Source organism: Flavobacterium olei, assembly GCF_039749035.1.
Classification (GTDB): domain Bacteria; phylum Bacteroidota; class Bacteroidia; order Flavobacteriales; family Flavobacteriaceae; genus Flavobacterium; species Flavobacterium olei.
Genome location: NZ_JBDKWC010000004.1, coordinates 301,298 through 320,005, shown reverse-complemented (window position 1 = coordinate 320,005; position 18,708 = coordinate 301,298). Strand labels below are relative to the sequence as shown.

Sequence of the window (18,708 nt, the reverse complement as noted above, 5' to 3'; positions counted from 1 at the left end):
TTTTAGATTCCGTATTTACCTGATTTAAATTCAAGTTTTGTTAGTCCTTGTTTTACCTCTGGCGCATTCATGAACAATTTCCATAATAAACCACTTCTGTAATTTTCAATCATCACAACTTCTGGTCCCTGGTCAATTGCTAAATAACGTTTTGCAACCCATTTGTTCCCTAAACTAAGAGCATCATAAAAGCCTGCATCTCCCCAGGTTTCTTCTTTGTGATTCTCATACAGATTACGAATAAATGTCATTGATTCTTTTGGTGTGTAAACAATTGAACTAATCGCAGCAGTTGGTGAAACCACTCCCTGATCATTACTTGGCATATGAGCATTATATCCAATAGAACCATCAGGATTTCTTGAATATGACGCCGTCAGTCCCCAGTATTCCGGTCCGTAACCTGCAATTTTCTTCGGATTTTCTACACAATACTGATAATTGATTTTGGTCTGATTTACGTTTAAATCCCAGTAATTAGCATATTTGTCGCTCAACTGATTTGGATCTAAACCAACGTAAGAATAATGTGCCCAGAATAAAGGACCCCCAAATTCTTCTGCCCCATTATGCTTTAAAATTAGGGGTAAATTGTATTTTGTTTTCGAAGAAACAATTTCGCCACTTCTTGCCCAGCCTTCGTGATAAGCTTTTGCATCAATTGCATGTGTTGGGGAAGATGCTGCTAAGATGTAAGTGATCAGACACTCATTATAGCCTTGCAAAGGAAAATTCATTTGCCATGCATAAGATGGTGACCAGTGCCAATACAATACATTTTTATTATTAGTATACCATTTCCAGTCAACACTTTTCCAAAGTGCATCGTATTTTGCTGCTACAGCTTTCTCTTTTTCATTACCTGTTTTTAAATACTCACGAACGGTAATAAATCCTGATACTAAAAATGATGTTTCGACTAAATCTCCTCCATTATCTTTAGTTCCAAAAGGTTTTACTTTTCCTGTATTTCCATCAATCCAGTGTGACCATGCTCCATGAAAGCGATCTGCTTTTGCAAGGAAATCTGCTATTTTTTCTAATCTTTTTACTCCTTCTTCTTTTGTAACATATCCTCGGTCTATTCCAGCAACCAAAGCCATTAATCCAAAACCAGAACCGCCTGTAGTTACAATATTCGAATCGTTTTCAGGATAATTTCCGTCTGGATGGTAACGCTCTCTTGCTAATCCTGAATTAGGTTCAGCATAATCCCAGAAATATTTGAATGTTTGTTTTTGAACAGCGTCTAAAAGCTGTTCGTCTGATAATGCAGTAACACCAGAAGTATTTTCTTCCTCATTTCCTTTCGACTTATCGGCATTTGATCCACAACTAAAAAAAGTAAAAGCTAAAAATAAAACTGAAATTCTAATCATTATAAAAATTTAAGATTTAATAATAATCACTTCCTTCAGTAATTCTGAAGGAAGTGATTTTAAAGTATTCAAATTAATAACCACCAGGGTTTTGCGTTGAATAACCAACAGACTCTCTAATAAAGAAAGTTGGTATTGGCCATAACTCATGTTTTCCTACAACAAATGTTTTACCATCAGCGGCCATTGCAGCCTGCGCCTGACCTGTTCTTACCAGATCAAACCATCTGTCATGTTCAAATGCTAATTCTACTCTTCTTTCTTTCCATATTGCAGTTCTTACATCTGCCTGGGATACTGCAGGAGAATCACCAAGATTTGCTCTGTGTCTTACCTGGTTTAATATTGGAAGTGCTGCTCCTGTTTGTCCTAACTCATTTAATGCTTCTGCTTTCATTAATAAAACTTCTGCATATCTTAAATATCTTAGATTCGTATCAGTAAACTCAACATTATAGAAATCTGATGAATAAGCCTTGTAGTTGTACATTGGATTTGTAACTGTAGAAGCTACAACTCTTCCATCATATAAAACTGAACCTCTAAAAATGATAGTTGCCGCTCTTCTTACATCCCCAGCTTCATACGCATTTGCTAACCCTTGAGAAGGAGTATTGAATCCCCAGCCCCATCCTCCGGCTCCACGCGGTGCCTGAGAAACACTATAATTACCAATACCTAATTTCAAATCTGAAGTTGGTGATCCAACGCCGTTTATTTCAAAAATAGATTCAGAACCAAATTCGCCATCTAATTTAAATTGAAGGGAATAATCAGAAACTAGAGAATATCCAGTTACTTTGTCACAATTGTCAATTACATTTTGCCAGTTCTTTTGGTATAAATTTACTTTTGCCAATAAAGCGTAAGCAGAACCTTTTGAAACTCTTTGTTTATCATTTCCTGCGTAAGTTGATTTCTCTGGTAAAGCTTCTGCAGCTTCGGATAAATCTTTTAATATGAAAGCATAAACCTCAGCCGAAGTTCTGCGGGTTAACTGCATTACTTTATCATCTTCAGTTAATGGAGTATTTGTTAAACGATCTACAATAGGAACTCCTCCATATCCTTTTACTAAAGTGAAATACATGAATGCTCTCATGAATTTCGCTTCACCTATCAATCTGTTTCTTAATGCGGGAGTTACTTTATCCAACTGAGGAAGGTAAGTTAATGCTTGATTACATCTGTTAATTCCTGCATAATTTGCTTTCCAGACACTTTCAAATGATGGCGTCGACGCATTATAAGTTAAGGCGTCAATAACATCTTTATCTGTTCCCGTATCACCTGGATCTGAACCTTTATCAGCATCATCAGAAATAATACTTGTCACTGCATTCCATCCAAAAGATGACATATCCCATGATAAAAATTGGTTATAAATTGATGTAACTAATTCTGTAGCCTTACTATCTGTATTTAGATATTCTGTGTCTACCGGGATTTTGTCTGTTTGATCTACATCTAAAAAATCTTCTGAACATCCTGAAAAGAAAAGTCCAGTAAGTACAAACAATGATATATATATTCTTTTCATAATATTAAAATTTTAAATTAGCTCCGATAACAAATGATCTCAATGAAGGATATGCGTCAAGCTCAACACCTTGAGTTCCTGTTACTAATTCTCCGTCGCCTAATGCTTCTGGTGAAAATCCTGAGAATTTTTGAGTAATAAATGGATTTACAGCATTCACATAAATTCTGCAATAGTTAATAAAACCTTCTTCTTTAAGAGGAAGTTTATAACCCAATGTAATGTTGTTAACTCTAAAGAAATCAGCAGATTCTAAGTAATAAGTTGAGGCAACCGGAACCTGATTAAACGGTGCGGGATTAGAAGCTGTTGTATTTGTTGGAGTCCAAAAATTATTTGTCATAGAAGCTTCAATATTCTCTCCTCCAAAACGTTGTGCTTTTTTTCCATTATAAACTTTTGCTCCACCTGTTCCATAACCATCAACAGAGAAATCAATAGCTTTGTAAGTTAGACCTAAGCTAACTCCGTAGTTAGAAGTTGGTAAAACAGAACCTACATACTTTTTATCATTCACTTCATTTAATGCACCTTGAGCAACTTTATCACCATTTGCATTAAAGTATAACATTTGTCCATTTGCAGGATCTACACCAGCATATTCATACATATAAAAACTACCAATTGGCTGCCCTACAGAAGTTGCATCAAGTAACTTAGTATTTTGTCCATTTCCTAAATTTCCTGAAACGATTGGTGCAATTCTTGGATTACTTAAACTTTCCAAATTGTTTTTATTATGAGAAAAATTACCTCCAATCCAATAACTCAAATTATCGTTGATTTTATCGTCCCAACGTAATGCAATCTCATATCCTTTATTAGACACTTCTCCAACGTGTGTTGCAGTTCTTTGTGTAAGCCCCGAAGTTGAATATGGTAAAACATACAAAATAGCATTCTTTGTATTTTTATCATAAACATCAAAAGATCCTTTAAACCTATTGTTGAACATTTCTAGATCGAAACCTGCAGAAAGTTCTTCTACAATTTCCCATGATAAATTAGGGTCTACAGAAGAGTCCACTGTTATTCCTGAATCTGAGTCTGGACCATAATTTAAACCAGAAGTAAATGTCTGATTATTTAACGGCACTTTTTGATTACCTAATCTACCCCATGAACCCCTTAATTTTAATAAACTAACTTCCTCAACATCTTTTAAGAAGCTTTCTTTAGAAACAATCCATCCAAGACCAAAAGATGGGAAAGTTCCCCAACGATTTCCTTCAGAAAATTGTGAAGATCCATCACGTCTAACTGTACCTGTAAATAGGTATTTATCCATTAATTTATATTGAAAACGGGCAAAATAAGATGATAATTTCGACTGATTTAAAGCTACATCGTTATATCCTACTACACTCGGCGCATATTGTACACCATCTAGTGCCCAGTAATTAGAGTTAGCCTCAACATTTTTTCTAGTAACTGTCAATTTCTCTCTGGTGCCTATAACATTCGCTTCTATACCCGCAGTAACTTCAACATCATGAATTTCTGCAAATATTTTATTATATGTAAAATAGTTTGACAAATTCCAATTGAAATATTGATCTCTATTTCTAGTCAATGTATTGGTATTCAAACTTTTTGTATCATAAGCAGATGCAGTTCTGTTAGGATCTGCTGCTAACCAAAGCGCTAAATTATCTACATAATTATACTGCTTATAAGTATAAAATTCACCATTAAATTGAGAGGTAAATTTTAACGATTTAGAAATATCATAATCTAATTTTAAGCCTCCCTGAAGAATTACAGTTTGCTGTTTTTCGTCATTATAATCTATAGCAGTTACCGGATTACCCACTGAATTATACTGCGAGCCAGTTTCGGCAGCTACACCATTATTAACAAACGGCACACCATATTTTCCGTCAGCGTATCTTACCGGAATTATTGGAGATTGTCTGTATGCATTTGTAAAAGCAGACAATGGCATTGGAATGTTTTTTATAGAAGTAACACTAAAATTTTGGCTTAATTTTAATTTATCAGAAATTTTATATTCATTATTATTTCTAATTGTTGTACGGTTGTAGTCTGTACCGTTTAAAATACCTTGTTCCTCATAATTTGAAGCACTTAAAAAGTATTTTACACTTTCAGAAGAGCCTGAAATTGCAATATTATTTTCTGAAAAAGTTCCCGTTCTTGTAATTTCATCATACCAGTTTGTATTAAATGGCTGATTTAGAGAAAACTTATTTGGGTCATTAAAGGCGGCATTACTGTAACGTGCAAATTGCTCGCTATTAGCCATTTTTACTTTTTTCAAAGCAGTTTTAAATCCGGCATAACTATCAACATCGACAGTCATTTTTCCTTTTCCTGCTTTAGTAGTAATCATGATTACCCCATTCGCACCTCTGGTACCATAGATAGCCAGTGCAGATGCATCTTTTAAAACCTCATAAGAAGTAATATCATTAGTATTGATATTGTTAATGTTATCAGTAGGCATTCCATCTACAACATATAAAGGATTTCTACCTCCAAGTGCCGTACCAACCCCTCTAATAACTACAGAAGGTGTTCCCCCAGGTGTATTAGAAGAAGTAACCTGAACACCGGCGGCTTTACCCTGAATTGCCTGAGAAGCATTTGAAACCTTCATTTTGGTAATTTCTTCTGCTTTTAATGAGCTAACAGCAGAAGTATTATCAATTTTCTTTCTGGTTCCGTAACCAATAACAACAACTTCTTTCAAAGCAGTATCACCGGATTCCTTTAATGTAACTGACATTACTCCGGCAGTTGCAGGAATAGAAACAGAATCAAAGCCAAGCATAGAGATTTTAATGGTTTCTCCTACTTTAGCATTAATTGTAAAATTACCATCAAAGTCAGCATCAGCGGTAGCTCTGGATTCTGGAGCGCTGATAATAGCTCCCGGAATTCCCATACCACTACTGTCTACTACTTTTCCTTTAATTGCTTGCGCCTGCCCCATCATATATGCTGGCAGCAACAAGAGTGCTAAAAAGCTAAAAATAAAATTTTTCATACAGTACGTAATCGTTTAAGTTAGTTCAGCCAAATTAAACAATTACAACGTTGTAGTACATCATGGTTTACTACAACATAGCTACATCACTACATCATTAAACCTGACTAATGTATTATAAAATAGAAGTTTAGATAATTTTAATATTACATTAACATACCATTATGATGTAGTAATGATGTATTAGAATTTGATAAAAAAAGTTATTAAAAAATAATTAATCATCAAAAAACGCATGTCCGTCTTAAATACTTAGTAAAAATTTAGATAGATTTTCGTCCTGATTTAAATTTAGCTTTTTTCGCAGTCGATAACGATGGAGTTCAACCCCTCTAAAAGAGATATTCATGAGAGGCGCTATTTCTTTTGAAGAAAGATTCATTTTTAAATATATGCACAGTTTAATATCCTTCGGGGTCAAATTGGGATATTTTTTTGTCAAATTATTTATAAACTCATTATGAATTTGATTCAGATTTGTTTCGAATGTTTCCCATTCATGTTTGTTCACTTCGTTTATTTTAATTGCCTTTTTTATTTCACTTCTAAGCTTACTAAAATCTTTTTCTGTATCTAAAATTCCCTGAATTTTCTCGATCATTTCACTTTGTTTTGCAATTGATAGCGATTTCCCGGCAACTTCTGAAGATTTGGTCTGCAATTCTAGTTCAAGAATATGTTTTTCGTATTCCTGAATGTTCATCTCATTCTCTTTTTTTAATTCCATTTCCAGAATTTCTCTCTGATGCTTTAATTCCTCAGCCTGCAATCTTAGCTTCTGCATATATCTGAGCTTATTCCATTTATAATATAAAAACAACACACCCCCAATTATTAGAAAATAAAGCAAAATCATCCAAAATGAAAAATACCAGGGCTGTGCTACTTTAAATTTATATTCGGAAACTTTATCATAAGTTGCGCCATCATGTTTGTAAATTTCAACCAGATGATAGCCACTGCTTAAGTTGTTTAAAACAATTTGCCCGTCGGAAATTGGAATATATTCTTTGCTTTTATTTAATATATAAAACAGGTTTGGTTTGCTGGCTCCGTAGATTCCTGAGATTACATTAATTTTTAATTCCGTATTGAATTTTATTTTTGAATCATCGGCAATCAACTCTTCATTGCTGAAGGCTTCTATCTCAACTTTCGATTTTTGTTTATTTTCATATTCGAGTTTTAAGGAAATGAACCCGTCATCCAGATTAAAAAGATAATCTTTATCTTTTTTAAATATTCTTAAATTTTCATTAATTAGCTTTCCTTTATAATATTTCTCCTGAATAATATTCCAGATAAATTTATTTCCTTCCGCATAAATATGATATAAAATTCCATTCTGCAAAACCATAAAATGATCTTCATCTATGGAAACCACATCTGTTACATCTTTAAAGTTAGAAGTAAACAATTCATTTTCCTCTAATTTATTTGTAATTGAATTATAGGTATACCATGTATTATTAATCAGAAAAAGAATTTCTTTTCTAAATTCAAAAATTTTAATCCCAAAGTCGTTTGCAATCTTACTTTGTTGGGTAACATTTTCAACTTTTAGAGTGTTGTAATTATCATCTAGTAAAACTCTGTACAGTCCGCGATAATTATCTGCTGCCCAAATTTCATTCTTTTTATTCTGCGCTACATATTTGATTGGTTTTGCCAGATCCTTTATCACTTTATATTGTGAAAGATTGGAAAGATTGTCGTAAACTAAAATTCCACTGTAAGTCGACTGGAAATAAGTATTAGTGATACTGCTTTTAGACATATTCCAGCCACCGCTAACCCCGTTTATTTTACTTAACGTATTGTTTTCATAGGAAAATGTGCCATCATTATGACCGATAATATATTTTCCGTTTATTAATGAAATATTCCAGCCTTGTCCCTGGGTATTGGGAATGATATTAAATTTTCCTGAGCTGTATTTAAATATACCGTGATTGGAGGCAATTAAATATCCTTTATCGATTGCCGCCACAGAATAAACAGAACCTAAGAGTCCTGAATTATCATAAAAGAAAGTAATCGGAGAATTAACCTCAACATGAGCCAAGCCGTTATCTAAGCCAAGCCACAAATCATTTTCCTTATCAAAACCAAGACTCAGAACAGAATTATTCATTAAAACATTATCTCTTTCAATGTTTTTGTATTGATTTGTTTTTAAGTCCAGAATAATAATTCCTCTGTTTCCTGTACCAATCACTAGCTTATCGCCTTTAATAAACCGGGCAACGTTGATTGTTGCAGATTTTAAAACTTCATTTATAGGATTATCCCAACTTTTTAAACCATTTTTTTCCACGATGAAAACTCCTTTTTTTTGTGAAAAAATATACGTTTTGTTTTGATATTTCTCGATCGCATGAACTACAGTATTCTTAAGAACATCCCATCCGCGGGGAGTTGCAATATATTTATCGTTCATTTTAAAAATTCCGTCCTGCACCGAGGCAACGTACAAATTATTATCGACCGCAAAACAATAAGAAATTAGAAATGGAAATTTAATTTTTCTAATCGATTTTCCATTATAAACAAATACATCATTGAAAGACTGAAAGTATAACGAACCATTGAATCTAAATATTTTCCAGATTTCTTCATTATCCTTTTCATCAAATAATCTCAAATTTTTGGTAATTGAAACATAATGCATTTTTCCTTCTTTTCTGTACCAATAACCAAATTCCTTGTAAGAACCAGAATAAATTTTATCGCCTTCAATTAGAATAGAACGAATAATTGTTTTATTAGGAAGCGTATATTTTTCCCACTTAACACCATCATATCGAAGCAGATAATGATTATTTGCAAAGTACATCGCATCATCATTTCCCTGCGCTACATTCCAGATTTGATTATCTCCCTGATAATCAGATTTGCTGTAATTTTCTACGAAAGGAAGTAATTCTTGGGCCTGAAGTTGTAAAGCGATGAAAAAAAAGAAAATAATTTTATAAAGTATCGATTTCAAAATATTCTGTTTTAATATTCAAAGGTAATGACAAATATTTAAATGCAAAAAAGCTTCTCTGAGAGAAGCTTCTTTTTATAAAGTATTTAGATATTAGTTTAATAATTTGAAAACCTGATTGGCAATTTCATATTCTTCGTCTGTAGGAACAACCAAAACTTTTACCAGGGATTTTTCTGTATTGATTTCCCTTACCTCTTTTGAACGAATTTGATTCTTTGCTGCATCAATTTCAATTCCAAAATAATTCATATCTGTACAAACTAAGTTTCGCATATACGAAGAGTTTTCTCCAATTCCCGCCGTAAAAATTATAGCGTCTAATCCGTTTAAAGCTGCGGCATATGCACCAATAGTTTTTTTAATTCTATATGCATTCATCAATAAAGCCAACTGGCATTCTCTGTTGCCTTCTTCTGCTTTAGATTCAATATCGCGCAAATCACTGTAACCTGTTAAGCCCAGCATTCCGCTTTGTTTTAATAAAACAGCATTTACTTCGTCTGCAGAATATCCCAGATTCTTGATCATATAAAAAATAACCGACTGATCGATATCTCCGGCTCTTGTTCCCATAATCAGACCATTAGAAGGAGAAAATCCCATTGTGGTATCGATGCTTTTTCCATTTTTAACAGCCGACATACTGCAGCCGTTTCCTAAGTGAATCGTAATTATATTGGAGTTTTTTTCTAAATAGTTAATTGCTTTTTCTGAAACATATTTATGACTTGTTCCGTGAAAACCGTAAACACGAACCTTATTTTCTGTTAGAAGATAATTTGGAATAGCATATTTATAAGCTACTTCCGGCATGCTCTGGTGAAAAGCAGTATCAAAAACTGCAATTTGCTCTGCAGAACTAAAAATTTCTTCTGCTACATTAATTCCTTCCAGATTTGCAGGATTATGCAATGGCGCCAATTCGAAAAGCTGCTTTATTTTTGCTTTTACCTTATCATCAATTTTAACAGTATCGCTAAAATCATTTCCGCCATGCACAACACGATGCCCGACAGCTGTTATTTCTGAAGTTGATTTAATAACACCTTTTTCTGCATCAAGCAGCATATTGGCTACCTTTTGCAAACCGACTTTATGGTTCGGAATAGAAAGCATTTCTTCACGTGAAGCTGTTGCCGTCTTAAATGTGATATTTGAAGTTTCTAAACCTATACGGTCAATCATTCCGGAACAAATCACTTCGTTTTCGGGCATTACCATTAATTGATATTTAATTGAAGAACTTCCTGAGTTTATAATTAGTATTTTCATTTTTTTATTAAAAGGTTCTAAGATGCTAAGTTTCTAAGGTGCTGAGTTTTCCCAAAGAATCCTTATTTTTTAATTTTTAATTATAAATTTTTAATTGAATTTACATTCCTTGCGCCTGAATGGCCGTAATTACAACTGTATTGATAATATCATCCACAGTACAGCCACGGCTTAAATCGTTTACCGGTTTGTTTAATCCCTGCAACATCGGACCAATAGCCAATGCTCCGGTTTCTCTCTGAACCGCTTTATAAGTATTATTTCCGGTATTTAAATCAGGGAAAATTAAAACACTTGCCTGGCCTGCCACTTCCGAATCGGGCATTTTACTTTTACCGACAGTTAAATCTACCGCCGCGTCATATTGAATCGGACCTTCAATTTTTAAATCAGGACGTTTCTCTTTGACAATTGCGGTTGCTGTTCTTACTTTATCTACCTCATCTCCTTTTCCCGATGAACCGGAAGAATACGAAAGCATGGCAATTTTAGGTTCAATTCCGAAAGCCAAACTTGATTCTGCAGAAGAAATTGCAATTTCTGCCAATTGTTCAGCGGTTGGATTTGGATTAATGGCACAGTCTCCAAAAACAGAAACCCTGTCTTCTAAACACATAAAAAACACGGATGAAACGACAGATGAGTTTGGTTTTGTTTTAATGAATTGCAATGCCGGTAAAATTGTATGTTGTGTGGTATGCGCGGCTCCTGAAACCATTCCGTCGGCGTGACCTTTATACACCATCATGGTTCCGAAATAAGAGACGTCCTCCATTAAATCGCGTGCCATTGTGATACTGACATTTTTATTTTTACGAAGCTCGTAATAGGTATTTGCATAATCCTCATACAGTTCAGACTCGATCGGATTGATGATATTTACTTTAGAAAAATCTAAAGTCAGGCCCAATTCCAGCACTTTACTTTCTATTTGTTTTTTATCCCCGATTATAGAGATATCGACCACGTCCATATCCAGTAATCTGGATGCTGCAGTAATAATACGGTCGTCATTTCCTTCCGGAAGTACAATATGTTTACGATGCTGTTTGGCTCTTTTAACCATATTGTACTGAAACATTTTCGGTGTCATTCCTTCTGCTACGAAGGTGATTAATCGTTCTGAAAGCGCATCATTATCAACATATTTTTCGAAAGTAGTAATGGAAGTTTCAATTTTATGCGTGTTATTGGCATAAATTTCAGATTTAATCGAGCCAATCTTATTGGTAATATGATACGTTCCGCCATCAACCGCAATAATTGGAACAATGGCAGAAAGTCCTTCAATAAGTTTTAAAATGCTTTCTTCGGGCACTATATTTCCCGTTAGAATAATTCCTGAAATAGTAGGATAATTAGCGGATTCATTGGCTTGTAAAGCTCCTAAAATAATATCTGAGCGGTCTCCGGGAGTTATTACCAATGCATTTTCATTTAAATGAACCAAGTAATTATGCAATTGCATTGCTCCAACGCTAAAGTGACCAATTTCATTATTGAGATAATTTTCACCAAACAATACTTTAGCATCTAGTTCGTTTACAATTTCCTGCATTGTAGGATTGTTAAGACTAGAAATAAGCGGAATGGTATTGATTAAAACATTTGACGGTAAACTTTTCTGTAAGCTATTTGTAACCAATTCAATGTTTTCTGGCTGCACCTTATTGGCAAATACAGATAAAACTTCTACCTCCTTGACTTTGAAGGAGTCGTAAACCAAATACAAACTATCAAGCAATTCTTCTAAAGTTTTCCCGACTCCCGAACCTACAATTATAGTGGGAATGCCTAAATTTTTGGCTATTAAAACATTCAGATCTAGCTCAATAGAAGTTCCTTCTCCGGTAAAACTAGTTCCTTCAACCAAAACAAAATCAAAGCGCTCTTCCAGTTTTTTATATTTCTCGATAATTAAATCCAGAACTTCACCTATTTTACCTTTATTTTTTTTCTTTATCAGCCTGCTTTTTGTGATGGCATATGCATCTTCAAACTTAATATCGAGATTAAAATAAGACAAAACTGTTTCGATATGATTATCAACTTCACCGTCAACAAAATCTTCGATTATCGGTCTGAAATATCCAACTTTTGCAGTTTTACCAATTAAAATACTCATTAATCCGAGCGTTATAATCGATTTACCACTGTTGTGATCGCTTGTGGCTATATATATTGCTTTACTCATAATTACTATATTTCTTCTAAAAAACTATTTATATAAAAATTTGAATTTGAAATTTGCTGCCTAAAACCAACGCCTTTTTTTAAAATAAACTATTAAGGCAATTACAAGCAAAAACATTATACCCATAACCACGAAATAACCGTTCCGGGTCTTTAATTCGGGCATGTTTTCAAAATTCATTCCATATACTCCAACTATAAAAGTAAGCGGAATAAATATGGCGGAGATTATCGTAAGAGTCTTCATTATCTCATTCATTTTTCTACTTTGTTCAGAAAAATAAAAATTTGAAGCGCTCTCGAGAGAACTCATATCTGATTCTATTTGTTCCAGCAGTTCTAAGCTTTTTTGATGCAGCCTAATGAAGTAATTGAATGTTTCTTTTTGAATTAAACCATTGTCTTCGTCATCATCTTTTTTGGTTTTCAAATAATAAAGCGAATCCCGAAGAGGTACGATGGAACGTTTTAGAAAATTTAAATTATCGCGGTGATTTTCGATTTTTTCTAAGATAACAGGCTTTGCGTCCTGTTTGGTTAGATTAATTAACTCTTCTACCTTATCTTCTTCGTCTTCAAGTGTAATGTAAAAATTCTCCATTACAGCGTCCAATAGCAAATACAATAGATAATCTACCTTTTTGGTTCTGACAACTCCTGCATGTGTACGTAATCTTTCTCGAATGTGTGTAAAGAAGTCGCTTCTTTTTTCCTGAAAGGATATTAAAATCCCATCTTTCAGGATAAAGCTAATTTGCTCTGAACTAAGATTATCAGAATACTCCGAAGGTAAAAGAGATTTAATATTAAAGAACAAAACATCCTGCTGCTCTTCTAATTTTGTCCTTTTAGTAGTATTTAAAATATCACCAAGAAGAAAATCATCTAATTTAAAACCCGTACCAATTGTTTTAATAAGATTAATATCATTTAGACCATGAACATTCAGCCAGTTATTTTTACTATAATCAAAGCAAGAATTTAAGGCCTGAACGCTAAATTTATCATATTCTATAACATCCTGATCATTATAAACAAAAAGCTGCATCTCACTTTCATGATGCTTATGAGAGCCTGTATACTCTAAAGTAACATGCTGTAGCTTCCTGCCTTTCTTGTATTTAATCTTTCTCATTCAAAAAAATTTACCAATAGTAATATTACGAAAAACAATCCGAACGGGAAATGATATTTATCAGTTTGTGAAAATGATTTTACATACAATCGTAATCTTATTTTATTACTTTAAAAAATTATATCCGACAGGTGTTAAAAGCTTTTGGGCTTGTAAATTGAATAATTTTCCAATAACAAAAGATGTAGAAAAATATCAGAATCTACGCTATAAATCTATGCGACAAGTGGACCAATTCTTAAATCCTAGATGTATAATAAAGTGATAAGTTTTAAATACCTGTTTGTTTAACTTAAGATATAACAAAAAAAACCGGGTCATTTCTGACCCGGTTTTCTATCTTAATACTTTGTACTAACTACTTAGTACTAAAGATTATTTTACTTCTTCAAAAATAACAACACCTGATTATCAATACATTACATTACAATGGTACAAATATGGAACAAAGTAATTATTTTACTTCACAAAACAGCATATTTCTTTCTGAAAGCCAATCATTTTCAAACTTTATTAGAGACAGACTTAATCTCTGAATAAACTAAGTTTTTTTTAATTAGAAAGAAATTATCACTGATTATTAAAAAGGAAACTATGCCTCCCATTTTTATCTCTTATAAAATCTTACTATTATATTCATTATGCTCTGGACCTTATTTTTCTATTGTCCCACAACATATATATCTTAAGCTTATATATTTCTAAATATAGCTGAACTAGAGCAACTTCAAACTAATCACGAAAAGTACAAAGGAACGTCTTCCCGAAGATATATTTTTTTACTTTTACTCCTAATAAAAAAATCTACGTATGATTAATTTTTTACATCAATCTAATAAGGAAAATCTAATTCTTTTCGTACATGGTTTTATGGGAGGAAAAGATACATGGAGAAAAGAAGGAGTGGAAAAAATTCCTGATTTTCTTATCAAAAATCCAAAAATTGCTGAAAATTTTGATCTTGCGGAATTTCAATACTACACTCAACTAAGTTCAAAAATAGAAAAAACCAAATATTTTTGGGGCCTTATTCCTTTACCATGGATAGATAAAAGGAAATTTACTCAAAATCTCTCAATAGATGATATTACTGATATTCTCTATTCTTATTTAAATATAAATCTACGAAGATATAATAAAATTGTTATCGTTGCTCATAGCATGGGAGGATTGATTTCAAAGGCAACAATCCTAAAACTAATTGCTGAAGATAAAAATAAGATTGAACTTTTTTTGTCTCTGTGTGTTCCACATAATGGATCGAAAATCGCAGATCTTGGCAAACTAATCTTAAGCAATCCTAACGTTACTGATTTAGCACCCCTAAGTGCAATAATTGATCAGGTAAATCGAGGTTGGATTGACGGAAAAACCGCAGAAAACCTTCCAGAAACAATCTATTTCCAGGGAAAGAATGATTTGGTCGTTCCTAATGAATCATCTGAAGGTTACGATTCGAGAGTAGTGCAAACTGTTTATTCGTTTGATGATCACTCATCAATCTTAACGCCTGTTGATTCTGAGTCAATTGCGCTAGTTGCTATTACAGATGCTATTCTGGGAACATTAAAAAAAAAAGTTAATACTGAAAAAAGATTAATTAATGCGCAATTAAGTGAAGAGTCATTAGAATTAATTTCAGAGAAAATTGGAAAAAAAATTGGAGCAAATACACTTTCAATAAGTGACCGGGATCTGGATCTCATTGACGAGCCAGTTACAGCAGCTCATTGCAGTTCAAGAAAAATCTTTATCAAAAAAGTACTTTCAGAAAACACTAAACCTTGGCTAGCAATTTATGGAATGCGAGAAACCGGTAAAAGCCAGTTAGCTCTTCTAATTACAAAGTTTTTAAATATTGATTCCATTTGGTTAAATTTTAAATTTGATGAGCAAAATATTATAACAAAAATATACGGAACGTTTGCTGCTGATAATTTTGAAACTTTAAAAATTAAAATTGATCAAATCGCAGAGCAAGGAAAAAAAACAATAATTCTAGACGATCTTCCAAAACTAGGGCATTCGCAGTCAGTAGATAACTTCTTAAACTCTTTTTTAAGTTATTGTTTATCAAAGGGCATTAATCTTATATCAACATCTAATTATAAAATTTCAAGTTCAATTACTGCTGTCCACACTGATAATATTGCGGAAATTGAAATCATACCGATGACACAGGAAGAAACCATAGAAGTTATCGAAACATATCCTAATGCCGCAGAATTTAATTTAAAAGATCTAATTCATCACATTACCGGAGGACATCCATCCTACATTCAATTTGTCTGCCGATATCTGGAAGATAGAAATTGGCTGATTAAAAAAGAAGAATTATTAAGTTTTCTTTCGGGAAATCTTTTTAACGATATAAATGAGGAAACACAGTCAAAGTTCACCCTAAGTATCGAAGATGGCAAATCCCGCGATCTGATGTATAGACTTAATGTTATTAAAAATGGTATTAGTGCAAAAGAAATACAAATTGTAGCTGAATGTAGTCCCGAGATTGAAAGACCGATTGAGAAAATTAATAAAGTAATTGGAACGTGGATTCAAAAAAAGCTTGACACCTATACATTATCACCGCTCTTCAAAAGACTTGGTGTTGGCAATATTTCACAAAAATTATTTCGTCAAATAAGCTACAATTTGGGAAAATCATTGATGAAAAAGAAGAATTTATCCCAATACGAATTCAGAGATTTGATAGATTATTTTGTAGATGCACAAAGATATGATAACGCCGGATATGCTGTCTTAACTTTACTTCAGCAATGTAATAAAAATCCAGATTTATATTACGATAGTAAGCTACATTATAAGACTTGGTATTTTGAAACTCTTCCTGAAAAAATGGCATTAATTTTAAGACTATTTATTAGGACATTACAATTTAATATTGCTGTTATGCGCAAGTCCGAGTACAGCCATGCAATTAATTTCCTGAGGAAGGATTTAATTGAATTAGTTACCGAAGCTTTAGAGAATAAAATTGATGTTTCACTACCGGCACTAGCCCTTTCTTCAAGTTTTCTTCAAGAGGATAGTGACACCGCAATGAAATATTTCACGTATTACATCAGTGCCAGCAGCTACAAAAATCTGCCCGAGAAATCCATTTCGGACATTAATATGATCTCAACTTATGACAATAGTATGAGTTGGTTACTATTGATGACAATAGACAATGTTCATTCTTTAATTGAATGGTTTAAAAATACTACACTATTGCCAGGTATGTTAGACGAGAGTGAAAATGAACAGCCGTTTTTGCTTTCCAATTCACTGTTTCAAAATTTTATAAAACACGAATCAGCTGCTAAAATTCCCGACTGGAATAAACTGTCGCAACAATTTGCTACGATTTATGACCTTGCATCAACGCATAATTTTGAAATTTTAAAAGCACTCTCAATCAGATATCAAATAAGAATTCAATCTGAAATGTTAAATGATATCGAGGCGGCTGAAAAGCTGTTTGTGGACTACATTTCGGATTTTAAAAATGATCTGCAAATCTTCCTTATATATGATGAGTTGGGCCGTCAATTCTATTTTAAAAATGATATAGAAAAATCAAAAAAGTACTTGGATTTTGCAGCACAAAAGGAAGTAGAAAAATTTGTAACGTCCAAAGCTGAAAGCCTTCACATATTAGCATTAATTACTGCTGAAACTGAACAGCGCAAAGCTCATGCATACATGGAAGAGTTGTATGAATTTATTCAGCAAAATATTTTCATCTCTGAAATAGTTCTAATTCAATATATCGGAGAATATGCTACTTCGATATTTACCACTGGAAGACCTAAAGAAGCACTTATAAAGTTTATAGAAGGTTACGAGTTGCTACTGGATACTTTTGAAGAAAGCGATGATTATTACAATTTACAATTGAAATTTGGAAACGCAATTGGATATCTTCAGGCGCTGATTGAGAAAGGAACAGCCCCAAGTGCAGATAAATTTACCACTCCATATAGAACAATGTTTACAGCTGATAAAGATTTAAAGATCTATTTCTTCCATGAAAAGCTACTTTTGGTTAGTTTTATAATTGTAAACTTTTATGAATTGGAAAACAATATGTCCGAAGCCTATCGATGGGCAGAGAAAATTTTTAATTTAAAAGAAAAAGTCGATCTTAAAATCTTCGGAAAAATGTTGACCCAACTATATGGCTACTACATAATCCATGGAAGGTACATAGAAACTGTGGAACAGCAATTTGAGGTAGACAGATTGGAAAAGGAATTAAAAAAAACTGAAGTTGAAAAAATTCAAAATAAAGAAGAACAAATAATTACCTCAAGAATAAAACAGGCAACAGAGAACATTTCAACTTCTACAGACCCAGATTTTGAGTTTCTAATTATGGTTCTTAATCCAATACTCTTTCACTTGTTAACAAGGTTTTTAAAAAATGAAATCAATAAACAAGAACTGTACGCTATTTTTAATGCTGTACTATTAAAATGCAAACACACATTTGTAAATAAACCTACTCTCAATTATATGCAAAAAATTGTTCATAATCTTCCGGTTGATAACTCCGGAAGCATGCACCTTTTTGATGAAATTAGCAAAATACCAGAACCAACATTCGGACATTTAGAGATATTAGGTCTACTAATCACCACTATGAAAATGGATCCAAAAAATGCAATAGCTATACATTTTAAAATAAGCCAGTGCTTCCCTTTGTATTCGGGTGTCGTAAACAACAGTATTCTAATTCCATTTTATTTCGAATACTGGACAAAAAAAATCAAAGAAATGCCTGAGCAGTTTAATGAAGTTAGAAGGCTCGAGTCAAATATAACTAAAGCCAACAATCTTCCTATAGAACATAGGCTTGCGGCCATATTTTCATTGGTAAGTTTCTCTCTTGGATTCAAAGTTCCTCCAAATCAGGGAACATGGTTATCTGATTACTTGGAAGAATACGGAGAGTCATAAGGATTCGAATAAGCATTTTTGTAACACGCACAATTAAAACACATTGCAAGAATAACTGTGGCAATCTTTGTAGCAAAAGAATCAACTCTTATAAAAATCAAAGTTTCTGTCATAATACACCAATAATCCAAAATAATCAGGAACTGAGTGTTAGACGCTACAAATCTCCTAAAAATTTGTTTTTCAAACATCTGTAAAGATCTGTAAATGCAAATCTCCTATACA

Annotated in this window: 8 protein-coding genes; 1 reads left to right on the top strand and 7 read right to left on the bottom strand. The window is 33.0% G+C overall.

Annotation, left to right across the window (positions count from 1 at the left end; all coding sequences use genetic code 11):
- Positions 1-2: 2 nt before the first annotated feature.
- The 7 genes from ABEB31_RS12260 to corA form a co-directional block, all read right to left on the bottom strand.
- A complete protein-coding gene (locus tag ABEB31_RS12260; protein ID WP_347051912.1) occupies positions 3-1,379 on the bottom strand; it encodes a glucoamylase family protein in 1,377 nt (458 codons plus the stop codon).
- A 73-nt stretch (positions 1,380-1,452) separates the two neighbouring features.
- The gene (locus tag ABEB31_RS12255; protein WP_347051911.1) at positions 1,453-2,919 is read right to left on the bottom strand and encodes a RagB/SusD family nutrient uptake outer membrane protein; all 1,467 of its coding nucleotides are present in this window, start codon (positions 2,917-2,919) and stop codon (positions 1,453-1,455) included.
- Positions 2,920-2,923: 4 nt separating this feature from the next.
- Positions 2,924-5,929: a SusC/RagA family TonB-linked outer membrane protein gene (locus ABEB31_RS12250; RefSeq protein WP_347051910.1), complete on the bottom strand. Its 3,006-nt coding sequence runs from the start codon at positions 5,927-5,929 to the stop codon at positions 2,924-2,926.
- A gap of 244 nt (positions 5,930-6,173) precedes the next feature.
- Complete coding sequence (locus ABEB31_RS12245; RefSeq protein WP_347051909.1) at positions 6,174-8,918, bottom strand: helix-turn-helix and ligand-binding sensor domain-containing protein; 2,745 nt, start codon at positions 8,916-8,918, stop codon at positions 6,174-6,176.
- Positions 8,919-9,011: 93 nt separating this feature from the next.
- Entirely contained in the window at positions 9,012-10,193 is a 1,182-nt protein-coding gene (locus tag ABEB31_RS12240; RefSeq protein WP_347051908.1) for an acetate/propionate family kinase, read from the bottom strand.
- A gap of 100 nt (positions 10,194-10,293) precedes the next feature.
- Positions 10,294-12,387, bottom strand: a complete 2,094-nt coding sequence (gene pta / locus ABEB31_RS12235) for a phosphate acetyltransferase (protein WP_347051907.1) — start codon at positions 12,385-12,387, stop codon at positions 10,294-10,296.
- A gap of 60 nt (positions 12,388-12,447) precedes the next feature.
- The gene (gene corA, locus ABEB31_RS12230; protein WP_347051906.1) at positions 12,448-13,521 is read right to left on the bottom strand and encodes a magnesium/cobalt transporter CorA; all 1,074 of its coding nucleotides are present in this window, start codon (positions 13,519-13,521) and stop codon (positions 12,448-12,450) included.
- Positions 13,522-14,331: 810 nt separating this feature from the next.
- Here corA and ABEB31_RS12225 point away from each other — a divergent pair.
- Complete coding sequence (locus ABEB31_RS12225; RefSeq protein WP_347051905.1) at positions 14,332-18,483, top strand: PGAP1-like alpha/beta domain-containing protein; 4,152 nt, start codon at positions 14,332-14,334, stop codon at positions 18,481-18,483.
- Positions 18,484-18,708: the final 225 nt, after the last annotated feature.

What these genes read in the sequence shown, in the direction of transcription:
- ABEB31_RS12260 (WP_347051912.1), bottom strand. Translation starts at nt 1,379, where the DNA reads ATGATTAGAATTTCAGTTTTATTTTTAGCTTTTACTTTTTTTAGTTGT.
- ABEB31_RS12255 (WP_347051911.1), bottom strand. Translation starts at nt 2,919, where the DNA reads ATGAAAAGAATATATATATCATTGTTTGTACTTACTGGACTTTTCTTT.
- ABEB31_RS12250 (WP_347051910.1), bottom strand. Translation starts at nt 5,929, where the DNA reads ATGAAAAATTTTATTTTTAGCTTTTTAGCACTCTTGTTGCTGCCAGCA.
- ABEB31_RS12240 (WP_347051908.1), bottom strand. Translation starts at nt 10,193, where the DNA reads ATGAAAATACTAATTATAAACTCAGGAAGTTCTTCAATTAAATATCAA.
- pta (WP_347051907.1), bottom strand. Translation starts at nt 12,387, where the DNA reads ATGAGTAAAGCAATATATATAGCCACAAGCGATCACAACAGTGGTAAA.
- corA (WP_347051906.1), bottom strand. Translation starts at nt 13,521, where the DNA reads ATGAGAAAGATTAAATACAAGAAAGGCAGGAAGCTACAGCATGTTACT.
- ABEB31_RS12225 (WP_347051905.1), top strand. Translation starts at nt 14,332, where the DNA reads ATGATTAATTTTTTACATCAATCTAATAAGGAAAATCTAATTCTTTTC.